General features: G+C 74.9%; 12 protein-coding genes and 2 pseudogenes. 7 read left to right on the top strand and 7 right to left on the bottom strand.

What is annotated here, in order from left to right:
• Nucleotides 1–13: 13 nt before the first annotated feature.
• The 3 genes from ABD946_RS31470 to ABD946_RS31460 form a co-directional block, all read right to left on the bottom strand.
• A complete protein-coding gene (locus ABD946_RS31470; RefSeq protein WP_345288998.1) occupies nt 14–1,117 on the bottom strand; it encodes a DUF1990 domain-containing protein in 1,104 nt (367 codons plus the stop codon).
• Nucleotides 1,114–1,938: a YndJ family protein gene (locus tag ABD946_RS31465; protein ID WP_345288997.1), complete on the bottom strand. Its 825-nt coding sequence runs from the start codon at nt 1,936–1,938 to the stop codon at nt 1,114–1,116. Before ABD946_RS31465 ends, ABD946_RS31470 begins: the two co-directional genes overlap by 4 nt.
• A gap of 164 nt (nt 1,939–2,102) precedes the next feature.
• On the bottom strand, nt 2,103–3,314 hold the full coding sequence (locus tag ABD946_RS31460; RefSeq protein WP_345288996.1) for an NAD(P)/FAD-dependent oxidoreductase: 1,212 nt from the start codon (nt 3,312–3,314) through the stop codon (nt 2,103–2,105).
• A 147-nt stretch (nt 3,315–3,461) separates the two neighbouring features.
• Here ABD946_RS31460 and ABD946_RS31455 point away from each other — a divergent pair, with 147 nt between their 5' ends.
• Nucleotides 3,462–4,232, top strand: a complete 771-nt coding sequence (locus tag ABD946_RS31455; protein WP_345288995.1) for a VOC family protein — start codon at nt 3,462–3,464, stop codon at nt 4,230–4,232.
• Between the two features lie 45 nt (nt 4,233–4,277).
• On the top strand, nt 4,278–5,627 hold the full coding sequence (locus tag ABD946_RS31450; RefSeq protein WP_345288994.1) for a Fic family protein: 1,350 nt from the start codon (nt 4,278–4,280) through the stop codon (nt 5,625–5,627).
• 22 nt (nt 5,628–5,649) lie between these two features.
• Here the strand turns inward: ABD946_RS31450 and ABD946_RS31445 are convergent, their stop codons facing one another.
• Nucleotides 5,650–6,417 carry an alpha/beta fold hydrolase gene (locus tag ABD946_RS31445; protein WP_345288993.1) on the bottom strand — a complete coding sequence of 256 codons (768 nt, stop codon included), beginning with the start codon at nt 6,415–6,417 and terminating at the stop codon, nt 5,650–5,652.
• A 109-nt stretch (nt 6,418–6,526) separates the two neighbouring features.
• On the opposite strand from ABD946_RS31445, the gene ABD946_RS31440 reads away from it, so the two are divergent.
• Entirely contained in the window at nt 6,527–7,066 is a 540-nt protein-coding gene (locus tag ABD946_RS31440; protein ID WP_345288992.1) for a PadR family transcriptional regulator, read from the top strand.
• On the opposite strand, the gene ABD946_RS31435 is transcribed toward ABD946_RS31440, so the two are convergent.
• The 3 genes from ABD946_RS31435 to ABD946_RS31425 form a co-directional block, all read right to left on the bottom strand.
• Nucleotides 7,063–7,521 (bottom strand): TIGR03618 family F420-dependent PPOX class oxidoreductase, encoded by a 459-nt coding sequence (locus ABD946_RS31435; protein ID WP_345288990.1) that lies wholly within the window; start codon nt 7,519–7,521, stop codon nt 7,063–7,065. The two genes, ABD946_RS31440 and ABD946_RS31435, sit on opposite strands and share 4 nt — an antisense overlap.
• A 55-nt stretch (nt 7,522–7,576) precedes the next feature.
• The gene (locus ABD946_RS31430) at nt 7,577–8,392 is read right to left on the bottom strand and encodes a hypothetical protein (RefSeq protein ID WP_345288989.1); all 816 of its coding nucleotides are present in this window, start codon (nt 8,390–8,392) and stop codon (nt 7,577–7,579) included.
• 73 nt (nt 8,393–8,465) lie between these two features.
• Nucleotides 8,466–9,014 (bottom strand): TetR/AcrR family transcriptional regulator, encoded by a 549-nt coding sequence (locus ABD946_RS31425; protein WP_345289025.1) that lies wholly within the window; start codon nt 9,012–9,014, stop codon nt 8,466–8,468.
• 434 nt (nt 9,015–9,448) lie between these two features.
• On the opposite strand from ABD946_RS31425, the gene ABD946_RS31420 reads away from it, so the two are divergent.
• The 4 genes and pseudogenes from ABD946_RS31420 (at nt 9,449) to ABD946_RS43080 (ending at nt 12,497) form a co-directional block, all read left to right on the top strand.
• Entirely contained in the window at nt 9,449–9,859 is a 411-nt protein-coding gene (locus ABD946_RS31420; RefSeq protein WP_345288988.1) for an SDR family oxidoreductase, read from the top strand.
• A 191-nt stretch (nt 9,860–10,050) separates the two neighbouring features.
• Nucleotides 10,051–10,767, top strand: a pseudogene (locus ABD946_RS31415) (SDR family NAD(P)-dependent oxidoreductase).
• Between the two features lie 5 nt (nt 10,768–10,772).
• Nucleotides 10,773–11,758 (top strand): annotated as a pseudogene (locus ABD946_RS43085) (NADPH:quinone oxidoreductase family protein).
• A 76-nt stretch (nt 11,759–11,834) separates the two neighbouring features.
• Entirely contained in the window at nt 11,835–12,497 is a 663-nt protein-coding gene (locus ABD946_RS43080; RefSeq protein WP_425558747.1) for a phytase, read from the top strand.
• The last annotated feature ends 366 nt before the right edge of the window (nt 12,498–12,863 follow it).

Raw genomic sequence — 12,863 nt, 5'->3', positions numbered from 1 at the left:
GCCCGACGCCGCGTCAGGCGGCCGGGTCCACGCTGCGCCGGACGGCCCGGGCGTAGCGGCGGGCGGCCAGCTGCTGGAGCAGCGGCACCAGCGGTCCGCCGAGACGGGTGTACCAGCGGCCGGGGCGGCTGAAGGCGGTGACGGTCATCCGGACCGCGCCGTCCGGACCGAGCTCGACCACGAAGGACTCCTCGCCGGCCTCCGGATGGCCCGTCAGGGTGCCGTAGGCGAAGCCGATCCGGTCGGGTCCGTCGACCGACCAGAGCACCTCGGCCGGTGCGGTCACCGCGAGCGGCCCGAGCCCGATCCGGCAGACCACCCGCACCCCGGCCTCGGCCGGCGGCGTCCCGGGGGCGACGCCGATCCCCGCGCCCCGGTGCATCCGCCAGCTGGTGACGGTCTCCCCGGCGGCCTCCAGCACGTCCCGGCCGTACCCGATCACCTCCCGGTGGCGCAGGTGGCGGTACCCGGCGGGCAGCCGGTCGGAGGCGGCGAGGGCGCCGACGTCGGGGTAGTTGAAGGCCGGCCGGCGGGTGGCGGCGGTCGCGGCCCGCCGCACCACCCGGCCGCAGCCCCGCACGTACAGGCCCTGGAGCAGTCCGAGCAGCGGTCCGCCGAGGCGGGTGTACCAGCGGTCGGGGCGGCTGAAGGCGGTCACGGTGAGCCGGACGGCCCCGTCCTCGCCCATCTCGACCACGAAGGACTCCTCCCCGCTGGCCGGATGGCCCGTCAGGGTGCCGTAGGCGAAGCCGATGCGGTCGGGTTCGCGGACCGACCAGACCACCTCGGCGGGGGCCGAGACGGTGAGCGGCCCGAACCCGAGGCCGAGCGAGGCCCGCACGCCCGGGTCGGTCCGCTCGGCCTCGGCGTGGACCTTGGTGCCCATCCCGCGGTGCATCCGCCAGCTGGTCACCGTCTCCCCGGCGGCCTCCAGCGTCTCCCGGCCGTACCCGATCAGGACGCGGTGGCGCAGGTGGCGGTAGCCGGCCGGGAGGCGGTCGGGCGTCCGGGTGGCGCCGACCTCGGGGTAGCTGAAGGCGGTGGTGCGGCGGTGGTCCGTGCGGCGGTGGTCCGTGCCGTACTGGTCCGTGCCGTGCTGGTCCGTGCGGTGGTTCATCGCGCGAGCTCCTCGAGTCTGCGCCAGGCCAGCAGCGAGCAGAGCGCGAAGCCGAGCGCGTTGCCGAGGCCGTGGGTGGCGGCCATCCAGGTCAGGGTGGGGTGGATCAGTCCGGTGGCCTCGCCGAGCGCCCACCAGAGGGCGAGCAGCATGGTGACCACCAGGACGGCGGCGGAGCCGAGCAGCAGCCGGGCGGTGAGCCGGTCGGGGGCGCGTCGGCTGACGTCCCGCCAGGTGAGCAGGCCGGTCAGCCACATGCCGACGGTCAGCACCACGGCGCCGACCAGCTCGGCCCAGTCCCCGACGAAGTAGCCGCCGAGCACCAGCAGGGTGCCGAGCGGCACGCTCAGCGCCGCGGCCGCCGCAGGGCCGGGGCGGTCGGTGACGGTCCGTCCGACCAGCCCGGCCACCAGGGCGGCGGTGAAGCCGGCGAAGTGGAAGTGCGGCACGGTGAGCGCCAGGATGTCCAGGTCGAAGCCGAAGAGCTCGGTGCCGGAGCGCTCGGCGACCAGCGCGAGGCCGGCCACCGAGGGTGCGGCGAGGGCGGTGAGCGCGGCGAGCTCGGCCGGGGCCAGGGACCGGCGGCGGGCCAGCCGGGCGGGCGCCAGCAGGGCCAGCGCCACGGTGGCGGCGGCGTAGACCGAGGCCAGGGCGGTGGCGGTGGTGCCGCGCGGGAGCCAGAGCGCGACTGCTCCCGGCAGGGCGGCGAAGGGCCAGAGCCGGGCCAGGGCGGCACTGCCGGGGCCGCCGAGCAGGCCGAGGCCCAGGGGTACGACGGCCAGCATGCCGAGCATGACGATGAGGTTGACCAGGGCGGTCACGGCAGCTGCCCCCTCTCGTTGAACGTGTTCAAAGCTGCTGCGCGGATGACTCTACGGCAACTCTGAACATGTTCAACAGCCACCCCCTCCCGGAACGAGGGGGTGGCTGCGGGGCCTGGCCGGGGCCCGGTCGGGGCCTGCCCGGGGCCGGGGTCGTGCCGGGGTCAGCGGCCGATCCGGTCCAGCGGGACGGCCGGATCGGCGAGCTGGTCCGGGTCCACCGTGCGGCCGGAGCGGACCAGGTCGCGGATCGGGTCGGTGACGTCCCAGACGTTGACGTTCATCCCGGCGAGCACCCGCCCGCCGGAGAGCCAGAAGGCGATGAACTCGCGCGAGCGCCGCTCGCCCCGGAAGACCACCCGGTCGAAGCCGCCCGGCTCCACGTAGCCGGTGTACTCCATGCCCAGGTCGTACTGGTCGGTGAAGAAGTACGGCACCCGGTCGTGCACCGCCTCCTGCCCGAGCATCGCCCGGGCGGCCACCCTCGGCTGGTGCAGCGCGTTGGCCCAGTGCTCGACCCGGACCGGCCGGTCGAAGAGCGGGTGGTAGGCGTTGGCCACGTCCCCCGCCGCGAACACGTCCGGCGCCGAGGTGGTCAGCTGCTGGTCGGTGCGGATCCCGTTGTCCACGTGCAGCCCCGCGGCCTCGGCCAGCCCGGTGTTCGGGACGATGCCGATGCCGACCACCACCGCGTCGGCCGGGACCAGTTCGCCGCCCTCCAGCCGCACGCCCTCGTCGGTCACCTCCGTCACCCGGACGCCGAAGCGCAGGTCCACCCCGTGCTCCCGGTGCAGGTCGGCGAAGACCTCGGCCGCCTCCCGGCCCAGCACCCGCAGCAGCGGGAGCTCGGCGGCCTCCAGCACCGTCACCTCCGCCCCCGCCTCCCGGGCGGCCGAGGCGGTCTCCAGGCCGATCCAGCCCGCGCCGATCACCACGATCCGGGCCTTCGGACGGATCGCCGCCTTGATCCGCTCGCTGTCCCCGACGGTGCGCAGGTAGTGCACCTGCCCGCCCTCGGCGCCGGGCACGGTCAGCCGTCGCGGCGAGGAGCCGGTGGTGAGCAGCAGCCGGGTGTACGGGACCAGCCCGCCGTCGTCCAGGCTGACGGTCCGTTGGCCCGGGTCGATCGCGGTCGCGGTCACCCCGAGCCGCAGGTCCACCCCCTGCTCGGCGTACCACTCCGCCGGATGGACGTAGATCTTCTCCCGGGCGGTCTTGCCCATCAGGTAGCCCTTGGAGAGCGGCGGCCGCTCGTACGGCCGCTCCTCCTCGCTGCCGATCAACGTCACCGGGCCGTCGTAGCCCTCCGCCCGCAGGGTCTCGACCGCCTTCGCCCCGGCCAGACCCGCCCCCACCACGACGTAGCCCATCCGCATCGCCCGCTCCTCTCCTCGGCTGCGCCACACCCCGCCATCACACCCCGGAGGACTGCCCGCCGCGCGTCGAACCACACGTCCCGTCCGGCGCTGTCGCCCCCCTCCCCCTAGGCTGTGGAGCGCCACGACCGGAAGGAAGGGCTCCGCATGAGCGAGCAGACCACCACCGTGCGCTGCGTCCCGGCCGCCCCCTGCTGGGTCAGCCTGATGGCGCGTGACCTGACGGTGGCCCAGGAGTTCTACGGGCCGCTGCTCGGCTGGTCCTTCGAGGACGGGCGGCACGGCTTCGGCCCGTACGTCCGGGCGGTGGTGGACGGTGTGGAGGTGGCCGGGCTCGGCACCACCGAGGGGGAGTGGCAGCCGCCCGTCGCCTGGACCACCTACTTCGGCACCGAGAGCGCGGACGAGACCGCCGGCCGGATCCGCGAGCGCGGCGGCACCGTCGCGGTCGGCCCGCTCCCCTTCGACGCCGGGCGGATGGCCCTCGCCTCCGACCTGACCGGTGCCGCCTTCGGCCTCTGGGAGGGCGACCTCGGCTGCACCACCTGGGTCCGCTCGCCCGGAGCCCCGGTCTGGATCGAACTGCGCACCGGCGACCCGTTCCAGGCCGCCCTGTTCTACGGCGAGGTCTTCCGCTGGGACGAGCGCGACCCCGCGCGCCTGGAGGTCCGCTACGAGCACGAGCGCGTCGTGCTGCGCGCCGACGGCCGCAGCGTCGCCGCCCTGCGCCGCGGCGAACTGACCGGCTCGCACTGGGAGGTCTACTTCTCCGTCGCCGACACCGACGCCGCCACCACCCGCGCCACCGCCCTCGGCGGCAGCGTGGTCGACGCCCCCGCCGACAGCCCCTACGGCCGCACCGCCCGGCTGCGCGACAGCGAGGGCGGCCTGTTCTCCGTCATCACCCCGGCGGCCTGAGGAAATCCGCTTGAGCCGGGGCGCGGTCCGGGCGAGGCTGGGCCGGTGATCCTCGAACTCTCCCCGTACCGGCTGACCTGGGACGAGGTCGACCCCGCCCGCCGGCCCTTCGACCGCGCGACCGTGGCCGAGGTGGTGCGCGGGCTCGGCCCGGCCGGACAGGTGCCGTGGATGCCGGACGCCCCGGGTGGGCCCGAGCACCGGGCACTGGTCCGCGAGCGCGGGGACTCCTGGGGTGACGCGATGTCACACGCGCTCGCCCGGCACTACGGCGACTGGGCGCTGGGCTGGCGCTGGGCCCGGGCCGAGGGGGACGTCGACGGCGGACCGGTCGGGAGCTGGTGCTGTCCGCCGCACTCGATCGGCACCCCGGAGCAGACCCTCGCGAAGGTCACGGAGGCCCTGTGCGAGTGGCGGGACTGGCTGGAGGAGCTGGCGGCGCACTTCGACGCGTACCCACTGGAGCTCGCCGAGGTGGAGGACCGGCGGGACCTCTGGGAGGACGCCTCCCGGCGGCTGATCGCGCGCGTCGCCGACCGCACCGGGGCGGGCAGCGCGTGGTACGGCCACTGTCAGTTGGTGCTCGGCTGGTTCCTCGCCCGTTGGGGCGTGGCCTCCGGAACGGCGGTGCGACTGGTGAACGAGGCCGTCGGCGGCCGCTTCCACAGCTGGACCGCCCCGGAGCCCGAGGAGGCGGCCGAGGTCGCGGAGCGGCTGGCGGGCGCGCTCACGCCCGGTCTCGCCCGGCGGACCCCCGAGCCCGGGCGGGACCACCTCCGGGACTGGCTGACGGTCCGTGAGGAGGTGCCCTGGCACGAGGTCGGAGACCTGGGCCCCGGCCCCGTGGTGCCGTCGCGGGACGGTGCGGCGGAGGACGTCCGCGCCTTCGACCTGGCGATCGACCGGGCGCGCGGGGAGGGGATGCTGGCCGCCCTGGAGCAGGTCAGGGCCGACGCCGCGCGCGGGGCGGTGCTCGACTTCGAGCTGCTGAGCAGGTGGCAGCGGCACGTGCTGGGCGTCGAGCGGCCGCCGCCGTTCCGCACCCTTGCGGCCTTCGCCAAGGACGGCCGCGAGCGGTACGGCATCGGGCCGGACACCCGCGCGCGGCTGGACGCCTGCCTGGCCGGGAGCGCCGCCGGCGGGTTGCCGTTGGCCACCAGGGCCGCGCGGGCCTACCTGGACGTGGCCTTCTTCCACCCGTTCGACGACGGCAACGCCCGGGCGGGCTTCCTGGCCCTGCTCTTCGTCCTCGCCCGGGAGGGGTCCGGCATCGACGCCGTCGGCGCGCTCCGCCGGGTCTCCTACCGGGCGGACTCGCCGCAGGACGCGGTGGAGTGCGCCCGGAGCGTGGCGAACGCCCTCTACTGGACCCGGGAGGCCGCGGCCGGCAGCTGACCGGCGGCTACCCGACCCCGCGTCAACTCCCGTTCAGGGCTTCGGAGACGGCGAGGGCGAAGCCCTCGGGGTTGTCGAACATGATGGTGTGGCCGCAGTCCGGGACGGCCCGGACGGTGGTGCCGGTGGCGGTCAGTTCCGCCGCGCCGGCCGGGGCGCCGTCGGCCTCGGGGTGGAGGTAGGTGCGGGGGACGGTCAGGGCGGCCAGCTGTTCGCGCAGGGGCGGGGTGGTGCCCCGGGCGCGGTGGACGGCGGTGCGGTGCAGGGCGACGGGGCCGGCCAGGCGCATGGTGGCCCACCAGGTGGGGCCGACCCGTTCGGCGGTCCGGTGCCACCCTTCGGCGAGGAACTCCTCCTCGGTGTACTCGGTGATGCCGGTGGACCCGGCAGCGGGCACGGTCGGTGCCGGGTCCAGGACCGAGTCGACCAGCACCAGCTTCGAGACCAGGCGGGGGTGACGGGCCGCCAGCAGGACGGCGACCGCACCGCCCAGGCTGTGCGCGATCACCTCGGCACCCACCACCCCGGCGGCGGTGAGGGCGGTGGCCACCGCGTCGGCGTGCGACTCCAGGGTGTACGGGAAGTCGGCCGGCCGGTCGCTGATGCCGAAGCCGAGCAGGTCCAGCAGCAGGGAACGACGGCCCGTCAGCAGCGGGTGGGCGGCGGCCGCGGCGGAGTAGACGGGCGAGCTGGCGCCCAGGCCGTGCAGGTGGAGCCGGGCCGGCTCGGCGCCGGGCAGCTCGATCCAGCGGATCAGGTCGCCGTTCGGGGTCACGGGGGCTTGGCGCATGGCGGGGCTCCTGACGCGGGTGCGGTGAGCGGACGGCCCAGACCATACATCGGTGCCGAGGTATCACGGAAGCGATATATCCGGGCGCGCGGCATGGCAGCATGGGCGCATGCTGAAGCTCGCCATCCTCGGGTTCCTGTGCGACCGGCCGCTGCACGGCTACGAGCTGCGCCGCCACCTGGCCGCGCTCACCGGGCACGTCCGGCCGATCAGCGACGGCACCCTCTATCCGGCGATCAAGCGACTGGAGGCCGACGGCCTGCTGCGCCGCGAGACCGAACCGGGTGCGGCGGCCGCGCCCCGGCACACCCTCCACCTCACGCCGGCCGGGCAGCGCGCACTGCGCGAACTGCTGAGCGAGCCGGAGGAGTTGGACATCAGCGACGAGAACCGCTGGTTCACCGTGCTGGCCTTCCTGCGCCACCTGGAGAGCCCGGCCGAGCAGGCGGCGGTGCTCCGCCGCCGGCTCGCCTTCCTCGGCGAGCCGGCCAGCTTCTTCTACGAGGGTGCCCGCCCCCTCCGGGCGGAGGAGCTCACCGACCCGTTCCGGGCCGGCCTGCTGCGGATCGCCCGCGCCACCACCGAGGCCGAACTCGTCTGGCTGGAAGCGACGTTGAAGGACCTGGAGGCAGTGGACGGCGGGGCCTAGACGTCCAGCGCGGTGCCGTAGAGGCGGCTCACCTTCAGGCGGATGACCAGGCGGCGCTCGGCGACCAGCTCGGCCAGGAAGGCCTCCTCGTCCTCCGGGCCGGGGCGGGCGGCCGCCGGGATCATGGCGAGCAGCTCGCGGCCGACCGCGTCGCCCGGCTCGGTGGAGACCTCGGAGACCTCGGCCTCGCCCTCGGCCACCGCGAAGGACCAGACGTCGCCGCCCGTCACGTGCACGGCGGCCCGGGGGTTCGAGCGCAGGTGGGCGACCTTGACCCGGTCGGCGGTGGTGGAGAAGCGGATGATCCGGGCCTGCGGGTCCCAGCTGTAGACCATGGTGGTCAGGTGCGGGTGGCCGCTGCGCTTCACGGTGGAGAGGGTGCCGAACTGCTGCCGGGAGAGCAGCTCGGAGAGGGCGTCGTCGGACAGGGTGCGGGGCTTCGGCTTCTCGGTCATGCCGTGGCCAACCGAGCTGACGGTCCGACAATTTCCTCTGGTGGAAGAAAGATCGTCAGGCGTCCGCGCGGTGGGAGCCGGCCGGGCGGAAGAGGCGGTGCATGGCCTCGGGGAGCTGGTCGGCGGCGGTGACCGGGCGGTGGAACTCGAAGCGGGCGTCGAGGATGCGGGCACCGTCGATCATCCGGACCCGGAGGCCGAAGCGGTCCAGGGCGACCGGGCGGACGTCGAGGCCGACCGGGTGCCCGGTCCAGCCGGCCGGGCCGGCGGGGTGGTCGAGGGCCAGCGCGCCGAGCCGGGCGAGGTGGTCGGGGTGGGCGGCGGCCAGGTGCTGGAGCATGGCGGCCTCGTCGGCGGCGAGCGGGTCCGGTGCGGCCGCGCCGAGCCCGTCGAGCGGGACGCAGCACTCCGATCCCCAGAGGTCCTCGACCGAGAGGTGGTCGGGGGCGAGCCGGAGCAGGGCGTACCGGACTCCGGTGGGGCGCTGCGGGAAGAGGCCGTCGAGCACCTCGGGCGCGGCGGCGGTGAGCACGTCCAGATGCCCGTGCGCGGTGGCGCGGCCGCGGATGCGGTGCGGCATCGCGACCGGTGCCACGTCCACCGCCTCGACCACGGCCGGGAGTTCGTCGCCCCGGGCGACCGAGGCGATCCGGCAGAGCGGGGAGTCCTGTTCGACCAGGAGGGCGAGCGAGCCGTCCGCCAGCACCGCGCAGCGGGCGGCGGGCGGGATGCCGGGGCGCTGGGCCAGGTCCATGCCGGGCACGTCGACGATCACCGAGGAGGCGAACTCCAGCAGGGTGCGGGCGCGTTCGGCCGGGGTGGGCGCGGTGGCGGGGCTTCCGGAGCTGGGCAGGGCAGGGCTGGCGGGCATCCGTCCTCCTGGGTAGGTAAGGCGAGCCTAACCTAAGTCGAGGGAGGGTGGAAGGAGCGGCTCCGGCGGGACGTCAGATCGCGGCCCCGAGCATCCGCAGCACCAGCACCCCGTACCGCCGGCCCAGCTCCTCCGGGGTCTCGCTGCTCCGCTCGGTGTACCAGCGCGAGACGTCGATGCCGAGCGAGGTCACCGCGCGGGCCGCCGTCCGCACGTCCGGCACCTGGAAGGAACCTTCCGCCACCCCGGCCTCGATGATCCGCCGCACCGTCTCCTCGATCTGCCGCCGCAGCGCGGCGACCACCTCGAACTCCTCCTCCGGCAGCGCGTGCAGCTCGTGGTTGACGATCCGTCCGACCGTGTGGCCCCGGGCGTGCCAGCGAGTGAAGTCCTCGACCAGCTGCCGCATCTGCTCCACCGGGCCGCTGCCCTCGGCGGCCGCCCGCTCGACCAGGTCCAGGGTGGCCTGGTGGCCGGTGCGGCTGATCTCGGAGAGCAGTGCCGACTTGGAGGGGTAGTGGATGTAGAGGGCCGCCGGGCTCATCCCGGCGGCGGTGGCGATGTCCCGGGTGGTGGTGGCGTGGTAGCCGCGCCGGGCGAAGGACTCGACCGCCGCGAGCAGCAGCCGGCGGGCGGCCTCGGTCCGCTCGCCCGTACTGCCGGTGGGCCAGAGTTCGGCGGTCGCGTTGGTCGTTCATGGTGGCCATCCTCGCAGACGGGTGCGGTCCGCCCCGGGGTCGGAGTGGTTGACAGTGTGACCCGTCGCCAACATGCTAAGCAAGCGCTTAGTCACTCCTGCGCGTCGCACCAGTGGAGAGGAAATCGGCCATAGGCGCCGTCGTTCAAGGACCGGGTGGCCGTGTCACCGGAGCCAGCCGGGGCATCGGCCTCGGCCATCGCCCGCGAGCTGGGTCGGAGCGCGTGGGCCCGGGTCTGCATCACACGCCCGCAACCACCGAGCACGCTGGCCGAGGCGGTCCGTGAGCTGGGCGGCCCCGACCACGCGATCGCCGTGGCCGGCAAGTCCGACGACCACGGCCCACCAGGCCTGAGGTGGTGGCCCGCACGACAGGAGCAGTTCGGCCGCCTCGACCACCTGGTCACAACAACACCAGGCATCAACCCGGTGTTCGCTCCCTGCTGGACGTCGACCAGGCCGCCGCCGCCAAGATCCTCGGCGTCAACAGTGCTCGCCCGCTGGCCTGGATCCGCCTCGCCCGCGACGCCTGGATGGGCGAGCACGGCGGCTCGGTGTGTCAAACGTGGCCTCCCATCGCCGGCATCCGCGCCTCGCTCGGCATCGGCATGTACGGGGTCTCGAAGGCCGCCCTGATGCGCGTCACACCGAGCTCGGCGCCGAACTCGGCCCGTCGAATCCGGGTCAACGCCGTCGCGCCCGCCGTGGTCAAGACCCGCTTCGCCGAGGCCCTGTACGAGGGCCGCGAGGAGCAGGTGGCCGCGGCCTAACCCGATGAAGCGGCTCGGCGTCCCGCAGGACGTGGCCAGGCGCGGTCGCCTTCCTGCTCTCTCCGAGGACGCCGCCTGGATCACCGGCCAGACCCTGGTGGTGGAACGGCGGCATCACCCTGGGCGGACGGCCTGTGACCCGCAGGCTGGGCGTGGTGGTCACCGGCGCCGGGCACGGCATCGGGGCCGCCATGGCCGAGGCCTTCGCGGGCGGCGGGCGGGGCCCGCGTGGTGGTCAACGACCTCGACGTGCGGAGGCCGCTTCGGCCGTCGCCGAGACGGATCGGGGGCGTCGCGGTGCCGGGCGACGCGTCCCAGCCCCGAGGAGCTGATCGCGTGCCGCCCGCAAGGAGCTCGGCCACATCGACGTGTACTGCGCCAACGCGGGCGTCGCCCCGGTGGGCGGCGCCGACGCCGGGCCCGCCGCCTGGGAGAGCGCCTGGCAGGTCAACGTGCTGGCGCACGTCCGGGCCGCCGAACATCCTGCTCCCCGACTGGCTGGAGCGCGGCGCGGGCCGTTTCGTCGCCACGTCTCCGCGGCCGGGCTGCTCACCAGCCTCGTTCCGCCCCGTACTACCCGTCAGCAAGCACGGCGCGCTGGCCTTCGCCGAGTGGCTCTCCGCCACCTACCGCCACCGGGGCGTGCGGGTGCACGCGGTCTGCCCGCAGGGCGTGCGGACCAGGATGCTGGAGGAGACCGACGGGCCGGTCAACTGCTGCTGGCGGACGAGGCGTTGGAGCCCTCCGTGGTCGCCGAGGAGGTGATGCGGGGGATCGCCGAGGAGCGGTTCCTGATCCTTCCGCACCCCGAGGTGGCCCGGTACTGACCTGGCCAGGGCCGGGGACACACCGACCGCTGGCTGGGCACGATGAACCGGATGCAGCAACGGCTGGAGGACGAGGCGTGAGCACGATGCGGGCGTGGCAGGTCGGGGAGCTGGGCGAGCCGGGGGCGGTGATGCGGTCCAGGTCCGAGGTACCCATCGACCCGAGGCGGGGGACGGGCAGTTGCTGGTCCGGGTGCGGGCCGCCGTGCGGTCAACTTCCCGGACGCGCTGATGGTCCGGGGCCACTACCAGGTGCGGCCGCCGCTGCCGTTCACGAGCCCGGGGGTGGAGCTGTGCGGCGAGGTGGTCGGAGGCGCGCGGAGCCGGGGAGCGGTGATCGGCACCCCGCTGCTGCCCGCCGGGGCCTTCGCCGAGTACGCCCTGATGGACGCCTGGGGCGCCTTCGCGGCCCCGCCTGGCGCTGGACGACGCGGAGGCCGCCCGCGCTCCACATCGCCTACCAGACCGCCTGGTTCGCGCTGCAACCGGCGGGCCGGGCTGCGGGCCGGCGAGACGCTGCTGGTGCACGCCGCGGCCGGAGTGCGTCGGCAGCGCCGCCGTCCAGCTCGGCAAGGCGGCGGGCGCCACCGTGATCGCGGTCGTCGGCGGCCCCGAGAAGGCAGCCGTGGCACGGGAGTTGTGGCGCCGACATGGTGATCGACCGGCGCGCGAGGACTTCACCGCCGCGGTCAGCAGGCCACCGCCGGCCGGGGCGCGGGACGTGGTCTTCGACCCGGTCGGCAGGCGACGCCTACACACGGCTCCACCGCTGCATCGCCTTCGAGGGCCGCATCGTCGTCATCGGCTTCGCCAGCGGCACCATCCCCACCAGCCGCCCTCAACCACGCCCTGGTCAAGAACTACTCGGTGCTCGGCCTCCACTGGGGCCATCTACGCCACCCACGACCCGCCGCCGTCCACGCGGACCCACACCGAACTCACCGCCCTCAGCCGCCAAGTCCGTCATCCGCCCCCTGGTCAGCGAACGACCTGCCGCTCGACGCGGCGGCCGACGCCGTCCCAACGCGTCGCCGACGGCACCACCACCGGCCGGATCGCGATCCTGCCGTAGGGGTGCACGAGAGCTTCACCGGGACGTCGGCCGCACGCTCGCCCGCCGGCCGACCGGGGCGCCAGGGTGGCGGCCCATGACCACATCGTCAGGCCGTGCGGGCCGCCTCCCTCGTGCTCGGTACCCTCCTCGCCCTCTCCGTCCCGTTCCCCGCCGGGGCCGCCTCGCGGCTGCCGGAGGTGCATCCGAGGGCGAGAGACGGCTCCGTTGTTTCGACGACAAGGCGGGCGGGAAGGCCAACGCCGACGACCCGGCGATCTGGCGCAACGACGCCGATCCGGGGCGGAGCCTGGTGATCGCCACGGCGAAGCAGGGCGGGCTGCGGGTCTACGACCTGGAGGCGCGGCAGGTGCAGGCGCTGGCGGCGCCGGCCGGGCCGGGGGAGGAGGACGCGCCGGGGCGGTTCAACAACGTGGACCTGCTGAAGGGCGTCCGGATCGGCGGCGCCAAGGCCGACCTGGCCGTGGTGACGGACCGAGGCAACGACCGGTTGCGGGTCTACCGGATCGACCACGGACCGGCCCGGCGGCCCGCTCACCACGACGTGACCGACCACGGGGTGAGCCCGGTGTTCTCAGGCGGACCAGGCGGAGATCAACGAGCAGGCCACCGCCTACGGCCTGGCCACCTGGACGGACCGCCGCACCGGGCGCAGCTAACGCGATCGCCAGCCAGCGGCACCGCACCCGCCTCGCCCTGCTGGAGCTCACCGCCACCCCGGCCGGGCACGGTGACCTAACCGTCAGGTCCGCACCGTCGACCTCACCCAGCCTCCTTCCGCCTCCCCGACGGCGGCACCTGGGCCCCGTGCGCCGAGACCCGGCGAACTCCCGCAGGTGGAGGGCATGGTGGTCGATCCGGAGGGCGGCACCCTGTACGCGGGGCAGGAGGACGTCGGGATCTGGCGCATACCCCGCCGACCTCTCCGGGCGGCCGGAACTGATGGAACCGGGTCCGCGAGTACGGCGTGCCCGCCACCTACGACCCGGAGAACGAGGAGTGCGTCCCGGGTGCCGACCCGGGCTACGGCGGCAAGCACCTGACCGCCGACGTGGAGGGCCTGACCATCCTCGACCGGGGCCACGGCGGGGGCTACCTCCTCGCA

Origin of the sequence: Kitasatospora albolonga, assembly GCF_039535905.1 — a bacterium.
GTDB classification, from domain to species: Bacteria; Actinomycetota; Actinomycetes; order Streptomycetales; family Streptomycetaceae; genus Kitasatospora; species Kitasatospora albolonga.
Note: the sequence above shows the minus strand (reverse complement) of the source record. Positions and strands in the feature narration are given on the sequence as shown.